The sequence below is a fragment of the Lentzea alba genome (assembly GCF_047445655.1).
Classification (GTDB): Bacteria; Actinomycetota; Actinomycetes; order Mycobacteriales; family Pseudonocardiaceae; genus Lentzea; species Lentzea alba_A.
This window is the reverse complement of record NZ_JAJAEG010000011.1, coordinates 249,992-265,052: the sequence shown is the minus strand read 5'-3', so window position 1 is coordinate 265,052 and position 15,061 is coordinate 249,992. Positions and strand designations below refer to the sequence as shown.

At 68.9% G+C, this 15,061-nt stretch carries 17 protein-coding genes; 8 read left to right on the top strand and 9 right to left on the bottom strand.

The window, feature by feature from the left end:
* Positions 1–13: 13 nt before the first annotated feature.
* Together LFM09_RS20480 and LFM09_RS20475 are read left to right on the top strand one after the other, a co-directional pair.
* Positions 14–1,714 carry a barstar family protein gene (locus tag LFM09_RS20480; RefSeq protein WP_414098093.1) on the top strand — a complete coding sequence of 567 codons (1,701 nt, stop codon included), beginning with the start codon at positions 14–16 and terminating at the stop codon, positions 1,712–1,714.
* A gap of 9 nt (positions 1,715–1,723) precedes the next feature.
* Positions 1,724–2,359 (top strand): GNAT family N-acetyltransferase, encoded by a 636-nt coding sequence (locus tag LFM09_RS20475; protein ID WP_414098092.1) that lies wholly within the window; start codon positions 1,724–1,726, stop codon positions 2,357–2,359.
* 3 nt (positions 2,360–2,362) lie between these two features.
* Here LFM09_RS20475 and LFM09_RS20470 read toward each other — a convergent pair whose 3' ends face one another.
* The 5 genes from LFM09_RS20470 to LFM09_RS20450 are packed head-to-tail and all read right to left on the bottom strand — an operon-like array spanning position 2,363 to position 5,286.
* The gene (locus LFM09_RS20470) at positions 2,363–2,812 is read right to left on the bottom strand and encodes a hypothetical protein (protein ID WP_414098091.1); all 450 of its coding nucleotides are present in this window, start codon (positions 2,810–2,812) and stop codon (positions 2,363–2,365) included.
* 25 nt (positions 2,813–2,837) lie between these two features.
* A complete protein-coding gene (locus LFM09_RS20465) occupies positions 2,838–3,296 on the bottom strand; it encodes a T6SS immunity protein Tdi1 domain-containing protein (protein WP_414098090.1) in 459 nt (152 codons plus the stop codon).
* Between the two features lie 57 nt (positions 3,297–3,353).
* On the bottom strand, positions 3,354–3,833 hold the full coding sequence (locus LFM09_RS20460; RefSeq protein ID WP_414098089.1) for a DUF5130 family protein: 480 nt from the start codon (positions 3,831–3,833) through the stop codon (positions 3,354–3,356).
* The gene (locus LFM09_RS20455; RefSeq protein WP_414098088.1) at positions 3,820–4,065 is read right to left on the bottom strand and encodes a hypothetical protein; all 246 of its coding nucleotides are present in this window, start codon (positions 4,063–4,065) and stop codon (positions 3,820–3,822) included. The genes LFM09_RS20460 and LFM09_RS20455 overlap by 14 nt, the downstream gene beginning before the upstream one ends.
* Positions 4,066–4,086: 21 nt before the next feature.
* The gene (locus LFM09_RS20450) at positions 4,087–5,286 is read right to left on the bottom strand and encodes an MFS transporter (RefSeq protein WP_414098087.1); all 1,200 of its coding nucleotides are present in this window, start codon (positions 5,284–5,286) and stop codon (positions 4,087–4,089) included.
* Between LFM09_RS20450 and LFM09_RS20445 the strand changes: the two genes are divergently transcribed.
* Complete coding sequence (locus tag LFM09_RS20445) at positions 5,266–6,000, top strand: DUF2345 domain-containing protein (RefSeq protein ID WP_414098086.1); 735 nt, start codon at positions 5,266–5,268, stop codon at positions 5,998–6,000. The genes LFM09_RS20450 and LFM09_RS20445 overlap by 21 nt on opposite strands.
* A 14-nt stretch (positions 6,001–6,014) precedes the next feature.
* On the opposite strand, the gene LFM09_RS20440 is transcribed toward LFM09_RS20445, so the two are convergent.
* Positions 6,015–6,587, bottom strand: a complete 573-nt coding sequence (locus LFM09_RS20440; RefSeq protein ID WP_112275528.1) for an HNH endonuclease — start codon at positions 6,585–6,587, stop codon at positions 6,015–6,017.
* A gap of 247 nt (positions 6,588–6,834) precedes the next feature.
* Between LFM09_RS20440 and LFM09_RS20435 the strand changes: the two genes are divergently transcribed.
* The 4 genes from LFM09_RS20435 to LFM09_RS20420 all read left to right on the top strand — a co-directional run bounded on the left by LFM09_RS20435 (position 6,835) and on the right by LFM09_RS20420 (position 11,955).
* Positions 6,835–8,928: a prolyl oligopeptidase family serine peptidase gene (locus tag LFM09_RS20435; protein WP_414098085.1), complete on the top strand. Its 2,094-nt coding sequence runs from the start codon at positions 6,835–6,837 to the stop codon at positions 8,926–8,928.
* A gap of 86 nt (positions 8,929–9,014) precedes the next feature.
* Positions 9,015–9,845 (top strand): mechanosensitive ion channel family protein, encoded by an 831-nt coding sequence (locus tag LFM09_RS20430; protein ID WP_414098135.1) that lies wholly within the window; start codon positions 9,015–9,017, stop codon positions 9,843–9,845.
* Between the two features lie 76 nt (positions 9,846–9,921).
* Positions 9,922–10,305, top strand: a complete 384-nt coding sequence (locus LFM09_RS20425; protein WP_414098084.1) for a globin — start codon at positions 9,922–9,924, stop codon at positions 10,303–10,305.
* A gap of 57 nt (positions 10,306–10,362) precedes the next feature.
* A complete protein-coding gene (locus tag LFM09_RS20420; RefSeq protein WP_414098083.1) occupies positions 10,363–11,955 on the top strand; it encodes a glycoside hydrolase family 13 protein in 1,593 nt (530 codons plus the stop codon).
* 4 nt (positions 11,956–11,959) lie between these two features.
* On the opposite strand, the gene LFM09_RS20415 is transcribed toward LFM09_RS20420, so the two are convergent.
* Genes LFM09_RS20415 through LFM09_RS20405 form a run of 3 tightly spaced genes read right to left on the bottom strand, consistent with a single transcriptional unit; the run spans position 11,960 to position 14,168 of the window.
* Positions 11,960–13,084 carry a low temperature requirement protein A gene (locus LFM09_RS20415; RefSeq protein ID WP_414098082.1) on the bottom strand — a complete coding sequence of 375 codons (1,125 nt, stop codon included), beginning with the start codon at positions 13,082–13,084 and terminating at the stop codon, positions 11,960–11,962.
* Positions 13,085–13,117: 33 nt separating this feature from the next.
* The gene (locus LFM09_RS20410; protein WP_414098134.1) at positions 13,118–13,744 is read right to left on the bottom strand and encodes a hypothetical protein; all 627 of its coding nucleotides are present in this window, start codon (positions 13,742–13,744) and stop codon (positions 13,118–13,120) included.
* Positions 13,737–14,168, bottom strand: a complete 432-nt coding sequence (locus LFM09_RS20405) for an acyl-CoA thioesterase (protein ID WP_414098081.1) — start codon at positions 14,166–14,168, stop codon at positions 13,737–13,739. The genes LFM09_RS20410 and LFM09_RS20405 overlap by 8 nt, the downstream gene beginning before the upstream one ends.
* 385 nt (positions 14,169–14,553) lie before the next feature.
* Between LFM09_RS20405 and LFM09_RS20400 the strand changes: the two genes are divergently transcribed.
* Positions 14,554–15,051: a DUF2975 domain-containing protein gene (locus LFM09_RS20400; protein WP_414098080.1), complete on the top strand. Its 498-nt coding sequence runs from the start codon at positions 14,554–14,556 to the stop codon at positions 15,049–15,051.
* Positions 15,052–15,061: the final 10 nt, after the last annotated feature.

Genomic DNA, 15,061 nt, shown 5'->3' with positions numbered 1-15,061 from the left:
TTCTGGGGGTGTTTTGTTCCGCTACGAGCTCGTGGAAGCCGTGGACGACGAGTTCGTCAACGTGGTGGCGGGTGAGGTGCTGGCGAGAGCTGTCGACGTCGACGGCTGGCTGGCCGACGCGCTGCTGCCCGAACGACGCGAGCTGGTCCTGCGCGGCTGCCCGATCCAGACGCCGGCGGGCTCCCTGCAGCTGTACGTCTGGGACGGTGACGACCCCGCGCAGATCTGGGATCTGGTCGATCCGGTCGTACACGCCAGGCTGCCAGGTGGGGACCTCGTGCTGAGCGCCTCGGTGTGCCTGCGCGACAACGGTCCCCGGTCGAGGCTCAAGGTGAGGCAACCGAGCTACGGGCTCCTCCAGGACGGCGACTTCGCCGGCTCGTGCCGCGCTGTCGAGGGACTGCCCGCACAGCGTGAGGGCTACCGGTGGCCGTCCGTCACGCTGATCGGCTGCGACTTCCCGGAACGCGTCCGCGACCTGGAGACCGTCAACGACTGGGGCGGCATCCGTGCGCTCGACCGCGACGGCAGGCCGATGTCGTTCGCGATGATCAAGTTCGTGGTCGCGGACGTGCGGCCTTCGGTGCTCCGCGACGGCCTCTTCGACGTCGTGCTCGACCAGTCCACCGTGACGTGGTCGCCCGACCACTACCCGGAACGGCCGGGGCCGACGAGCCGGCCGGTGTGGGAACTGTGGCGCGGCGGTGTCCCGCGGGAGAAGAACCTGTGGGCACCGTTCGACTCCGCGGGCCGCCGCGCCTGGCTCAACCTCACCCACGACAACCAGCGCCCGACGGACCCGACAGGCATCCACCACCTCGACGGCCGGTTCGCGACCGACCGCGAAGGCCTGCACCTCGCGCTCGGCGAGGCGATGGCCGGACCTGGCGGGTACTTCGGCCGGAACGTCGCCGAACTCGCCGACTGCCTCGATTTCACCGGCTTCACGTTGGTGTGGCACGACGTCAACGTCGCGGATCAGGTCTATTTCGCCCGCGTGCTGGAGAAGTTGCGCGAGTACGGCGTGACCGTTGAATTCGACTCCACTGTGGACGCTGTCGTGGAACTGGACCGCCTCACCACACTCAGAAAGCTGACCGAGCGGTGGTGCAGAGCCTGGACCAAGGCCGCCGGCCACACCCTGTACGACGGCAGACAACCGCACACCCAGGTCGTGCACGTGAACCAGCCAGGCAGGAAGTACGAGCGGATCGTGACCGACGCGGCGTCCGGGATCGGTTGGGCGGCAGTGGACACGGCCACGGCACCGCATCCGGAATGGCTGACCGCCCCGACCTTCTCCCCGGAGGAAACGACCCGCCTGATCGCCCACGAAGGGCTGCGAATCCGGCCGCAGGAGACGCTCATGCGTCGTGATCTCGCCGGCCACCCGATGCCGTCAGCGCCCGACGGCTACGAGGTCGTGGTGGCGCGCGGCGAGGTCATCGAGGTGGAGATCAGGCGGAACGGCTCGGCGGCGGCGAGCGGGCTGGTCGCCGTTCTGGGTGAAGACGCTGTGCCCCACCGCATCGAGACCGCACCGGGGCACCGGCGCCGCGGCCTCGGCAGTGTGGTCATGGGCGTGTTGATGCGGGAGGCGATGGTGGCCGGCGCCACGACCGGGCTGCTGTTCGCCACCGAGGACGGCCTGCACCTCTACCGCAAGCTCGGCTGGGAAGCCGTTTCCGACGTCGTGATCGCGTCCAATTCCTGAGGGGGAACCATGATCAGTGACCTGATCGAACGCTGGCACCGCGGCTGGATCGCGGCCGACGGTCTGACGTCCGAGTACCGCGACGGCTTCCTGGTCGTCCACGTGAACCGACCGAACCGGAAGTACGAGTGGATCGCCACGGACGACGCGGCGATCGCGGAGATCGCGAAAGTCGTTGCCGCCACTGAGGAACCGAACTGGCTGAGCGTGCCGACGCTCGCACCGGTGAAGGTGGCGGCTGCGATCGAGGAGGCAGGGCTGATCGTCGCACGGCCGGACGAGACCTTCATGCGGTGCGCGCTCGATGAGCACCCTCAGTTCGACCCGCCGACGGGCTACGCGGTGGAGGTGACGAGGGACCCGATCATCGGCGTGCGGGTGCTCGGCGCGAACGGCGAGCAGGCGGCGAGCGGGCTGATGGCCGTCGTCGGCGAAGACGCTGTGGCGCACCGCATCGAGACCTCGGCCGAGCATCGGCGGCGCGGGCTCGGCAGCGTCGTGATGGGGACCCTGGCGTGGGAAGCGGTCAAGTGCGGTGCGCGCACCGGGCTGCTGTTCTCGTCGACCGAGGGCGTGCACCTCTACCGCAGGCTCGGCTGGGAGCGGATCTCCGACCTCGTGGTGGCGAAGAACAAAGCGGTTTGACGCTCACTCGACGACGCGGAACTCCCCGATCGGCGTGCCCGGCGGCAGGTCCTTCACCTGCTGCCACATCTGCCCGGTCACCGACCAGTACACGCGCGTCGAGATGACGACCAGGTTCTCGACCGCGTCCGGGCCGCCGATGAACAACGGGATCTGGTAGCCGACGCAACTGTTGTCCGGCACCGGATCGGGGTGCATGGCCTGCCACTCCGCGTGGAACTCCGGCATCAGGAAGAAGCTCGGGTCCTCGGCCACTGCCTCGTCGACGGACGCGTACGGGTACACGTTCGCCTCCGCCGTGGCGGGGTCGAAGAGCACCAGCCCGCCGTCGATCGCGTACTGGCGACCGGTCCAGTCCTGCGCCACGAACTCGATCGGGCCGACGGCGGGGAACATCTCCCGGACGCACGACAGCGCCAGCGCGGCCGACTCGGGCGAATGCCTGCGGATCACGAGTACCCCCTTGAGGCCACAACAGTCAGCTGATGTCCATGCCGCTGATCGGCGTGCCGGGCGGCAGATCCTTCACCTGGTGCCAGACCTGCGCATGCACCGACCAGTAGACCTGGACGTCGATGACCTCGAGGTTCTCCACCGAGTCCTCACCGCCCAGGAAGAGCGGCCTGCGGTAACCGACGCAGTGGCCGTCCGGCACCCGTTCAGGATGGCGCGCACGCCACTCCCGCAGGAGACCGGCGCACAGGTAGAAGTCCGGATCCTCGGCCACCGCCTCGTCGACCGTGTCGTAGCCGACCTCGTAGATGTCGGCCCAGCCGGGATCGAAGAGCAGCAGCCGCCGACCGGAAAGGCCGTACTGGCGCCCCGTCCAGTCCTCGGCGACGACCTCGAAGCCGTCCAGTTCCGGCTCCGGGAACATCTCCCGCACCATCGCGTACGCGGCCTTGGCCGAGGCCTCGTCGTGCTTGCGCCAAGTCATGAACGCCCCCAAAGGAAAGGCCCCCGGCGCGAACACCGGGGGCCTTCGAACGACAGATCAGGAACGCGGTGCGTTGCCCGCCTGGTCGGTCAGCATGCGCAGGCCCGACAGCAGGCCTCCGGCGAGGTCGCCCTCCTTGAAGGACGCCACCATGCTCATCACGGCGAGCTTGGCGCCGCGGTCGGCCAGGCGGCGGTGCGACTCGTCGCCCGTCACGATCTCGACGACGCGCTCGCCCGGCGACACGGCCACCAGGACGTGGTGCGAGGGGCGCTCGGTCGTGCCGTGCAGCTCCTCCGCGCGCTCGCGGGACGAAGAGCCCAGGGCGCCGAGGTACACGCTGAAGTCGAGGCCCGTGCTGCGGCTCGACAGGGTCAGCGCCTCGTCCAGCTGCGCGAGCTGGGTCGGGGTGAACGGCAGCTCCGGGGCGTGCGGCTCGTACATCTTGGCGGCGGAGACACGGCCGCTGTTCGTCACGACCGCGCCGAGGGGCAGCGTCGACGGGTCGACGGCCTCGATCGCTTTACCAGTTGCCACGGGCGCCTCCCTTGGCGGTCGAGCCCGTCTCAGCGGACTCGGCGGTGCTGTGGTGGTCCGCGCTCAACCCAGCGGGGTTCGCGCTCCACCACACCGGGGCGTAGCCCCACTCCTGGCCGGGCCGGTACCGGGGAATCCGGGTGGCCTTTGGCCTCACCGTCAGCAGCGCGATCACGCCGTAGAGAGCCAGCGGGATCAGCGCGAAGACGAGGACGGTCTCCACGATGGTCACGGACCGGTACGGTAGCCGAACTCAGCCGCGCACGAGCGGCCGGGCCAGCAAGATCGCGGTCAATCCCACGATCGAGCCCGCCGCGACGTAGACCGCGCCCAGCGACGTGCCCGCGGCGAGTGGTCCGGCGAGGCCCGCGCCCAACGGTGAGAGGCCCCACGCGAGCACCCGGTAAGCGCTCGTCACACGGCCCATCATCGGGCCCGGCGTGAGCCGTTGGCGCCGGGTCGCGGACAGCACGTTCCAGCCTGCGGAAGCCGTCCCGAACAGCACGCACATCCCAACCGCCAACGGCAACGGCGCGACGCCGAACACCGCGAACGCCGCCCCGAGCAACGTCAGGAACCCGACCATCACCCGCCCCGCTCCCCAGCGGGAAGCGAGCCGCGGGGACACCCAGGCTCCTAGCAGAGCACCGGCCGCCATGCACACGACCAGGCCGGGAACCACCGGTTCGGCGAGGCCCAGTACCTGGATGGAGTAGAGCGCCAGCATGGCGTTCGCGGCGGCTGCACAGAAAGCTGTGATTGCAACGGCAACTACCAGTGACCGCAGGCCAGGAGTCCGCACGAGGAACCGCGCACCCTCCACGAGTTGACCGCGAAGATCGCCGCCGGAGCGCTCTGGAACGACGTCTGGCACGCGGGACACCAGCAGTGCGGCGATGACGAACGACGCCGCGTCGAGCGCGAAACAGGCCGCCGGAGCCCACCAGAACAGCACTGCGGCGGCCAGCGGGCCGGCCAGGTCCATACCGACCGTCTCGACCGCGACGAACCTGCTGTTCGCCGCCTCCAGCTCGTCCGGGCCGGCCAGTTCGACCAGCAGCACCTGCGACGCCGAGTCCGCGAACGTCTCCGCCGACGTCAGCACGAAAGCCGTGGCGCACAAGACGAGGACCGTCGCGTGTCCGGTGTGGACCGCGAACGCGAGCAGTCCGGTCACCCCGCCGCGCACCCAATGTGCCAGCACGACAACGGATCGCGGTCGCCAGCGGTCCACGAGCGCCCCGGCCGGCAACGCGACGAGCAACCACGGCAACGTCGTGGCGACGGCCACGGCGGACACCGCGAGCGGGCTGCGGGTGCTTGCGGCGGTGAACAACGGCAAGGCGACAATGCGCACGCCGTCCCCGACGAGCGACACCGCCCACGCGGTGGTCAGCGCTCGGAAACCACGTCCGCGCACGCCTCCAGAGGTATGACGCACGTCACGTTCCATCTGTTTGAACGTTACAGAGCGTGTCCATACCGGCCAGTAAGGGCAATGAGTGCTCTCGTGCGGCGCAGCGGTTACACCCGGTCAGGCCTCACCCGGTCGGATGCGAACGGGTGCCGGTTTGGGGTCTTGTTCCCGGAACACCCAGCTTTTAGCTTTTCACCTATACGGCTCTTGCGCAGCCGTACCGAGCGTCCTGGAGGACACAAAATGTTGAACACGACCCGCCCCCAGGCCCTGTCCATCACTCTTCCGAGCTACAAGGACGATTCAGTGCGTATCACGGCAAGTGACTCCGTTCGCATCACGGCGCGTGACTCCGTTCGGATCACTGCGGCCGATTCGGTGCGCATCACTGCCTCGGACTCGGTGCGCATCACGATGGCAGACTCGGTCCGCATCACGGCGAGCGATTCGGTCAGGATCACGTGCGCCGACTCCGTCCGGATCACTGCGCGTGAGGACTCCGTCCGGATCACCGCTCAGCAGGACTCCGTCAGGATCACGGCGCGTGAGGACTCGGTCCGCATCACGGCCCACGACGACAGCGTCCGGATCACGATGGACGACTCCGTGCGCATCACCATGGACGACAGCGTGCGCATCACGGCTCAGGACGACTCGGTCCGCATCACCATGGACGACTCGGTGCGCATCACGGCGCTCGACGACAGCGTCCGCATCACGGCCCAGAGCGACTTCTCCCTCGCGGCCTGACCCGGAACGGCAGATCAGGCCGCGGGTTCACCCAGGTACGGCAACCACTGCGGGTCGGCCTCGGCCACCCCGGCGAGCAGCCTCCAGTGCGGACCCCGCGGCGCGGCAGGCACCACGCGCAGCCGCCACCCCAGCTCGGACAGCAGCTTGTCCGCCTTGCGGTGGTTGCACTTCGCGCAGCACGCCACGCAGTTGGTCCAGGTGTGAGGTCCGCCACGTGAGCGCGGAACGACGTGGTCGATCGTCTCGGCCCGCCCTCCGCAGTAGGCGCAGCGATAACGGTCGCGGTGCATGAGCCCGGCACGGGTCATCGGCACGCGACCGCGATAAGGCACGCGGACATAGGTGCTCAGCCGGATCACGGACGGCACGAGCACCTCTGACTTCGACGAGTGCAGCACGAGCCCGGAAGCGTCCCCGTGCACGACTTCGGCTTTCCCGCACACCACCAGGACGACCGCCCGGCGCAGTGACAACGCCGTGAGCGGCTCGAACGTGGCGTTCAGCAGCAGGACCTTGCGTCTTCCCCAGGGGAAAACCGCCGGCGTCGGACCGGAACCTCCCCCATCTCGATCCCCATCCGGCACCGCCCGCAGCTCGGGCTGATTTCGGCATGGGGGGACCGTCGGCGCCGTCTCGCCAGGTGACGAGGCGCCGATAGGGGTCGGTTGTCGGTCTGGCACGCGACCACCTCCACCGGTTCAGCCATAGGAGACCACACTTACACGTAAAAAATCACGTGTGATAAGTGACGCGTCATGGATGTGTGATCAAACCTGGGGTTAAGCAGCTCCCTATCGGAGATGGTTTTCATCGCCCGCTACCCTTGACAGGGTGACAGAGGTTCCTTCCACTCCACTGCCTGCGACGATCTCGTACCCGATCGCCGAGCGGCTAAACCTCGCCGAGCAGATTCACGGGCGCGAAGTCGCGGACCCGTACCGCTGGCTCGAGGACACGGCTGACCCCCGCACCGAGGCGTGGTCGCAGGCGCAGGACGTGCTGGCGCGCTCCTGGCTGGACGCGATGCCCGGCCGCGAACGCCTCACCGGCAGGCTGAAGGAGCTGATGCGCACGGGTTCGGTGTCCACGCCGGCCTGGCGCGCGGGCAGGGCGTTCTTCACCCGCCGAGGCCCCGAGCAGGACCACCCGGTCGTCATGGTGCGCGAGACCGACGGCACCGAACGCGTGCTGCTCGACGTCAGTGCGCTCGACCCGTCGGGCCGGACCACTCTGGACGGCTGGTCGCCCAGCCTCGAAGGCACGCGCCTGGCGTACCAGGTGTCCGTCGGCGGCAACGAGCAGTCGTTGCTGCACGTCATCGAGGTCGACTCCGGCGAGCTCGTCGAGGGCCCGATCGACCGGTGCCGCTACTCCCCCGTCGGCTGGCTGCCCGGCGGCGAGGAGTTCTTCTACGTGCGCCAGCTCGACCCGGCGCTGCTGCCCGAGGACGAGAAGCTGTTCCACCGCCGGGTGTGGCGCCACAAGGTCGGCACCGACCCGGACACGGACGTCAACGTGCACGGCGACGGCCTCGCGCACACCTATTACTACGGCCTCAACCTGAGCCACGACGGCCGCTGGCTGGTCGTCAACGGCGCCCCCGGCACGGTCCGGCGCGACTCGGTGTGGATCGCGGACCTGCACGGCGACGGCGTGCTCCGGCCCGTGATCCTCACCGAGCAGGGCGCGCAGTGCTCGGCGTTCGTCGCCCGCGACGGCAAGCTCTACCTGCACACGTCGCTGGACGCGCCGATGTTCCGCGTCTGCGTGGCGGATCCGGCGCGGCCCACCGAGTGGACCGAGCTGGTCAGCGAGGAACCGGACTCGGTGCTCGACGACGTGCGCTGGTTCAACGGCGACCTGGTCGTCCTGCGCACCCGGCACGCGGTGTCCGAACTGCACCTGCACTCCGTGACCGGTGCGCACAAACAGGCGATTCCGCTGCCCGGCACGGGTTCGCTGCACGGCATGTCCGTTGTGGACGCGCGCACCGAGCACGACCGCGACACGTTGTGGTTCGGGTGGACGGACTTCGTGACGCCGGCGTCGGTGTTCCGGTTCTCCACCTCCACCGGCGAAACCGTGCTGCACGAGGCCGCGCCCGGTCGGGTCGAGCTGCCGACCGTGACGACGCAGCAGATCGCGTACACGTCCAAGGACGGCACGACGGTCCGCATGTTCGTGGTCAGCGGCGAGCAGAAGCCCGACCTGCCGCGTCCCGCGCTGCTCACCGGCTACGGCGGCTTCGCGATCGGCCGCGGCCCCGGCTACAGCGCGACCACCCTGGCCTGGGTCGAAGCGGGCGGCGTGTGGGTGCACGTGTCGTTGCGCGGCGGCGACGAGGAAGGCGAGGAGTGGCACGTCGCCGGCATGCGCGCGAACAAGCAGAACGTGTTCGACGACTTCCACGCCGCCGCCGAACGTCTGGTGCGCGACGGCTGGACCACGCCGCAGCAGCTGGCGATCATGGGCGGCTCGAACGGCGGCCTGCTCGTCGGAGCCGCTCTCACGCAACGTCCCGAGCTCTACGCGGCCGTGGTGTGCTCAGCGCCACTGCTCGACATGGTGCGCTACGAGAAGTTCCTGCTCGGACGGTTGTGGGCCGAGGAATACGGCAGCGCAAGCGTTTCCGAGGAGCTCGGCTGGTTGTTGTCCTACTCTCCGTACCACCGCGTCGAAGCCGATGTTGAGTACCCTTCCGTACTGTTCACGGTGTTCGAGTCGGATTCGCGCGTGGATCCCAACCACGCCAGGAAGATGTGCGCGGCGTTGCAGCACGCTTCGACGAGTGATCCGGCCAAGCACCCCGTGCTGATCAGGCGCGAGACCGAGGTCGGTCACGCCGGCAGGTCGGTCAGCCGGACGGTCGCACTCGCCGTGGACCAGCTGACGTTTCTCGCGAATGCCACCGGCATGGAGTTGTAGGAGGGCACGACCACGTGACCAGTCCCGTGGATGACGTCACGAACAAGGCCGCCGAGGCGGTCAGCTTCGTGGACAGGTACGGCCCGATGATCCTCGCGGGCGCGCTCAAGATCGTCCTGATCCTGATCGCCGCCTTCGTGATCCGGGCTCTGCTGCGCAAGGTCATCGACCGGATCACCACACCCGGCAAGGAAGGCAAGAAGCCGGGCCTGCTCAAGCCGTTGCGCGAGCGCGCGCCGCAGGCTCTCGGCAACCTGATCTCCGAACGCCGCGAGCAGCGGGCGAAGACGATCGGCTCGGTGCTGAAGTCGGTCGTCACGATCCTGATCTTCGGAATCGCGTTCCTGGAGATCATGATCGTGCTCGGCATGGACATCACGCCGATCCTCACCTCGGCGGGCATCCTGGGCGTCGCGCTCGGCTTCGGCGCCCAGAACCTGGTGAAGGACTTCCTGTCCGGCATGTTCATGCTGCTGGAGGACCAGTACGGCGTCGGTGACGTCGTCGACCTCGGCCCTGCGACCGGCACCGTCGAGGCGGTCGCGCTGCGCACCACCACGATCCGGGACACCGGCGGCACGGTCTGGTACGTCCGCAACGGCGAGATCCTGCGCGTCGGCAACTCGTCGCAGGGCTTCGCGGTCGCGGTCGTGGACCTGCCGCTGAGCTACGGCGCGAACCTCGCCGAGGCGACCAAGGTGTTGGAGCGCCGGGTCTCCGAGGTCGCCGAGGCGGAGCCGTTGAAGGCGGACATCACGGCCAAGCCCGAAGTGCTCGGTGTGGAGAAGTTCACACCGGAGAACATCACGCTGCGGGTGACCGTGAAGACGCGGCCCGGCCGCCAGTGGGCGGTCCAGCGAAACCTCCGTGCGCAGCTCATGCCCGCTCTGGAGGAGGCCGGCTTCACGGCCAAGTGAGGTCGAACACCCATTCGAGACGGCCAATCACCGGGGCGGCCTGCACCACCCGGCTCGCGTGAGTCAGGATGGTTGTGTGGGCAACCCCGTGAGCTTCTTCGAACAGGTCGGTGGCGAGGAGACGTTCCACCGCATCGTCGCGCGCTTCTACAAAGAGGTGAAGGCCGACGACGTCCTGCTGCCCCTGTACCCGGAAGAGGACCTCGGACCTGCGGAGGAGCGGCTGCGGCTGTTCCTCATGCAGTACTGGGGCGGACCCCACACGTACTCCGAGAACCGGGGTCACCCGAGACTGCGGATGAGGCACGTGCCGTTCAAGATCGGACCGATCGAACGTGACGCGTGGCTGCGCTGCATGCGGATCGCCGTCGACGAAGCCGGCCTGGAAGAGGACAAGCGCAAGCAGCTCTGGGACTACCTGGAGATGGCCGCGAACAGCCTGATGAACAGCTGGTCTTGATCGCCCATCACCCGATCGGGCCCAATCGCTGCGAGACGTAAGGCAGGATGACCCCCCGTGCGACGATCCTCCGACCTCAGCCCCGAGATCGCCGAAGAGTCCGTCTGGTGGCGTGACGCCGTCTTCTACCAGGTCTACGTGCGCTCGTTCGCCGACTCCAACGGCGACGGCGTCGGCGACCTCGACGGCATCCGGTCCCGCCTCGGCTACCTGGAACTGCTCGGTGTCGACGCCCTGTGGCTCACCCCGTTCTACCGCTCGCCGATGGCCGACCACGGCTACGACGTGGCGGACCCGCGCGACGTGGACCCGCTGTTCGGCGACCTGGCCGCGTTCGACCGGCTGGTGACGGACGCGCACGAGCACAACATCCGGGTGACGGTCGACCTCGTCCCGAACCACACGAGCGACCTGCACGAGTGGTTCCAGGAGGCCCTGCAGGCCGGTCCGGGCAGCATGGAGCGGTCGCGCTACATCTTCCGCGAGGGCCGCGGTTTCGACGGCTCGCAGCCGCCGAACAACTGGGTGTCCGTCTTCGGCGGACCGGCCTGGACCCGCGTGCCCGACGGCCAGTGGTACCTGCACCTGTTCGCGCCGGAGCAGCCGGACCTGAACTGGGACCACCCGGAGGTCCGCGCCGACCTGGAGCACACGCTGCGGTTCTGGCTGGACCGCGGGGTCGACGGCTTCCGCATCGACGTGGCGCACGGCATGGCCAAGCCGGAAGGCCTGCCGGACATGGAGATCCACGCCCAGGCTCCCGGAGTGCTGTCCGACGACGCGCACGACCCGCGGTTCGACAACGACGGCGTGCACGAGATCCACCGCATGATCCGCAAGGTCATGGACGGCTACCCCGGCACCATGGCCGTCGGCGAGATCTGGGTGAAGGACGACGAGCGCTTCGCCGCCTACGTCCGTCCGGACGAGCTGCACCTGGGCTTCAACTTCCGCTTGGTCGAGGCCGGGTTCGACGCCGACGCCGTGCGTTCGGCGATCGAGCACTCGCTGGGCGCGGTGGCGCTGTCCGGGACGCCCGCGACGTGGACGCTGTCCAACCACGACGTGGTGCGCCACGTGACGCGGTACGGCGGCGGCGCGCTCGGCGAGCAGCGGGCGCGCGCGATGACGTTGGTCGAGCTGGCGCTGCCGGGCGTGATCTACCTCTACAACGGCGAAGAGCTCGGCCTGCCGAACGTGGAGCTGCCGGACTGGGCGTTGCAGGACCCCACCTGGGAGCGTTCCGGCCACACCGAGCGCGGCCGTGACGGCTGCCGGGTGCCGATCCCGTGGGAGGGCACCACGCCGCCGTTCGGGTTCTCCACGGCCGTGAACACCTGGCTGCCGCAGCCGAACGAGTGGGACCACCTCACGGCGGAAGCCCAGCTGGAGGACCCCGGTTCCATGCTGTCGCTGTACCGCGAGGCGCTGGAGCACCGCAAGTCCAACGCGGGCTTCGCGGGCGAGGAGCTGGAGTGGTACGGCGCCCCTCCCGGCTGCTTCGCGTTCCGCCGCAAGGGTGGCGGGCTGATCTGCGCGCTGAACACGTCCGGTGCGTCCGTGCCGCTGCCTCCCGGCCAGGTGCTGCTGTCGTCCGGTCCGATGGACGGTGACCAGCTGCCTCCGGACACGGCCGTGTGGCTCGTCTGAGTGATCAGGCGCGCTGCTTCTCCTCCACGGCGAGCAGCGCGCCGAACACGATCACCAGTGCCGCGACCTGGGCGATGGCGAGCCACAGCCCGATCGGCACGGTCGCGAGCGCTGCTACCGCTCCTGTTACGCGCCAGGTGCTGGTGCCGATGCTCATCCGGTGCCGGAAGAGCGCCTGGCCGAGCAGGAAGATCGCGGCTCCACCACCGAGCGCGAGCGCGCCGCTGAGGTAGAGGTGCTCGGTGGCGTGCCCGATGGTCTTCTTGAGGCCGACGCACACGACGACGATGCCGAGCAGGATCGGTGCGTGGGCCCAGCCGAACGCGGACAGCGCCGCCCTGGCCCGGTCGGCCTGCGACATCGCCGCGAGGCTGTGCTCGGCGCGGACGTCCTGGTTGCGGCCGAAGTGGCACCACCAGAGCTGGTAGGCGAGCACGAGGCCCAGCAACGCCGCGATGACGAGCGACAGGCTGAGCGGCAGCCCAGCGGCGCCGATGCCGATCGCGATGATCGACTCGCCGATGGCGATGATGACCACGAGCCCGTGCCGTTCCACGAAGTGCGCCGGCCTGATCCGGAACTCCCCGTGCCTGCGGTTGACGTACGGCGACACGATCATGAGGACCACGGCCGCGATCCAGGCCGCGGCCCGTGCGGTGGGCGGCAGGAAACCGCCGACCATGACGAGGCCCGCAGAACCGAGGTTGAACGGCGCCAGCCTGGCCATGGCCGCAGCGCTTCCTGGCCCGCCGGCCGAGATGAACAGCCCGGAGTGCACCAGGTTCACGATCAGGTACCCGATCCCGAACGCGGCTCCGGCGGACCCGAAGGCGTTCGGGATCGCCAGCGCGATCACCAGGAACCCGCCCATGCCGACCATCAGCAGCAACCGCCGCACCGTGGTGTCCGGCGGAACGGCGTTGGTGAGCCAGACGTACCCGAAGTACATCCACAGGATCACGCCCAGCATGATCACGGCCTGCGCGAACCCGAGCGGCGACGTGTCGTCGGCCAGCGTGCGGGTCAGCTGCGTGATCGTGAAGACGAAGACCAGGTCGAAGAAGAGCTCCAGCGTGGAGACCCGGTACTCGGACTCCGTGGTCTCTTCTGCAGGTGTTTCGGCGGACACGCGCGACATCGTGCCACGGTGCCTTTCCGCTCGTCAGACGAGCAGCGGCAGCATCGAGTGCCGGCGCCGCACGACCGCACCGAACTTGGCGTCGATCCGCAGCCACGAGTCGGTCGCGGTCACCCGCACCTCACCGTCGTCGCCGAGGAAACCCATGCCCGACAACGCGAACAGGCACCGCAGCGGGATCTTGACGTCCAACCCGGACCCGCTGACCGTGAGCACCGTCTGGTCCAGCAACGACGCCGGCGGCGTCCCCTGCGGACCGGTGTTCTCCCGCGCCACCTCGACGCCCTCGTCCGCGAGCTTCGACACGACCTCGACCGGCAGCCGGTCGACCATCAACCAGCCGTCGGCGGGCGGCAGGGCCGAGCGCCACATCAGGTCCTTGGCGGGCCCGGGATCGATGCGCTCGTCGCGCATCACCGCGAGGCCCGTCAGCAGCTCCGACCCGGACACCGTGACGTCGGCCGGATTCGCCTGCCCCGCAACGGTTCGCGTCGCCAGCGTGTCGAACGGCGTGGCAACCCACGCGTCGAGCAACTCCTCGTTGCGGTTGCGCAGCCGCACCACGGTCTGCCCGTCCAGCCGCACCGCCCGCGCCGCGAACGCGCCGAGGTCGTCTCTCTCGGCCGCGTCGGCCAACACCAGCTCAGGCACCATTACCCCCTGCTCGCCACCCGGCGAGAAAGTCGCGCTCGGCGTCCGTCAGCCGTCGCGGCCGCGCGGTCGTCACGTTGTAGGGCACCATCAGCGTCTCCGCCTTGGTGACCACCGGGCTACCTGCCTCCCGGCTGCTGCGCACAACGTAGTCGAGCGTGAACGATGCGGACTTCAGCTCCCGCACGGACATCTCGACGAGGATCTCCTCGCCGGTGAACACGATCGGCGCGAGGTAGTCGACGAAGAGCTTCGCCACCACCATGCCCTCGGCCATCTCCTTCACGCCGTGGCGGCCGGCCTCGGTGAACAGCAGCTCGATCCGGGCTTCTTCCAGCAACGTCACCGTGTTCGCGTGGTTCACGTGGCCGAACGCATCCATGTCCGACCATCGCGGCCGCACACCAGTGACGAAGACACCCATGCAGGGACCCTACCCAGCGCCACGCGTCCGTTACGAGCGAGTCCCACTCGGATTGGCGCGGAAGAGTTCCGGTATAGGCGCGGAAGCAGACGAGCTGTGCACACGGGCCGTGCAGACGTGGCCGAGCAGCCCGCCGAAGCAGACGGAGTTCGAGCAGCACGGCCGCAGCCGCCGCTGTGCACCCGTCTCCCCGCGCGATTCCTCATGACGCAACGAACGAAAGGCGATTTCGGTTCCCCTCGTGCCCGGAAACCTGTGGACAACTCGATCGGGTGCCGTGAGCGAGCCCGAGGCGGGTGCAGATCGTGGCACGGCGCCCCGACCTTCACAGGATCTCCACGGCCAACCGATTGAAAGTCGATAGCCAGCTCTCGATACTCGATCTATGTCTCGCGTACTGGTGATCTTCCTGCAGGCCCTGCTCGCCGTGGCGTTCCTCGGCGGGCTCTTCGCCCAGGTCGTGGTGATCCCGACGACCGCGGCGGACGAGGTCGCGCTCTTCCCGCCCAACGAGTCCGTGCGGGTGCCGTTCGTGACGTCCGCGATCGTCTTCATCGCGTGCTTCCAGCTTCTGCTGGTGGCGTTGTGGGGTGTGCTGCAGCGCGCGGCGAAGGGCACCGTGTTCGAGGCCGGCGCGCTCACGTGGACCAACATCGCGATCGGTGCCGCCGGTGCCGCGGCCGTGGTGCTCGGTTTCCTGTTCGTCTACGTCACGCTCGCCGACATCCCCTCGCCCTCTGACGGCATGGAGACCCTCGGCCTGTGGATGGGATCCGCCGTCGGGACAGTCGCGGCGATCGGGTTCGCGTTGCTGCTCGTGGTCGGGCGGCAGTGGCTGCGGCGTGCCGTCGCCCAGCGTGCGGAGCTGGAGCAGGTCGTCTGACCTGCCCCAG

What these genes read in the sequence shown, in the direction of transcription:
- LFM09_RS20475 (WP_414098092.1), top strand. Translation starts at nt 1,724, where the DNA reads ATGATCAGTGACCTGATCGAACGCTGGCACCGCGGCTGGATCGCGGCC.
- LFM09_RS20465 (WP_414098090.1), bottom strand. Translation starts at nt 3,296, where the DNA reads ATGACTTGGCGCAAGCACGACGAGGCCTCGGCCAAGGCCGCGTACGCG.
- LFM09_RS20445 (WP_414098086.1), top strand. Translation starts at nt 5,266, where the DNA reads ATGACGCACGTCACGTTCCATCTGTTTGAACGTTACAGAGCGTGTCCA.
- LFM09_RS20450 (WP_414098087.1), bottom strand. Translation starts at nt 5,286, where the DNA reads ATGGAACGTGACGTGCGTCATACCTCTGGAGGCGTGCGCGGACGTGGT.
- LFM09_RS20430 (WP_414098135.1), top strand. Translation starts at nt 9,015, where the DNA reads ATGATCCTCGCGGGCGCGCTCAAGATCGTCCTGATCCTGATCGCCGCC.
- LFM09_RS20405 (WP_414098081.1), bottom strand. Translation starts at nt 14,168, where the DNA reads ATGGGTGTCTTCGTCACTGGTGTGCGGCCGCGATGGTCGGACATGGAT.
- LFM09_RS20400 (WP_414098080.1), top strand. Translation starts at nt 14,554, where the DNA reads ATGTCTCGCGTACTGGTGATCTTCCTGCAGGCCCTGCTCGCCGTGGCG.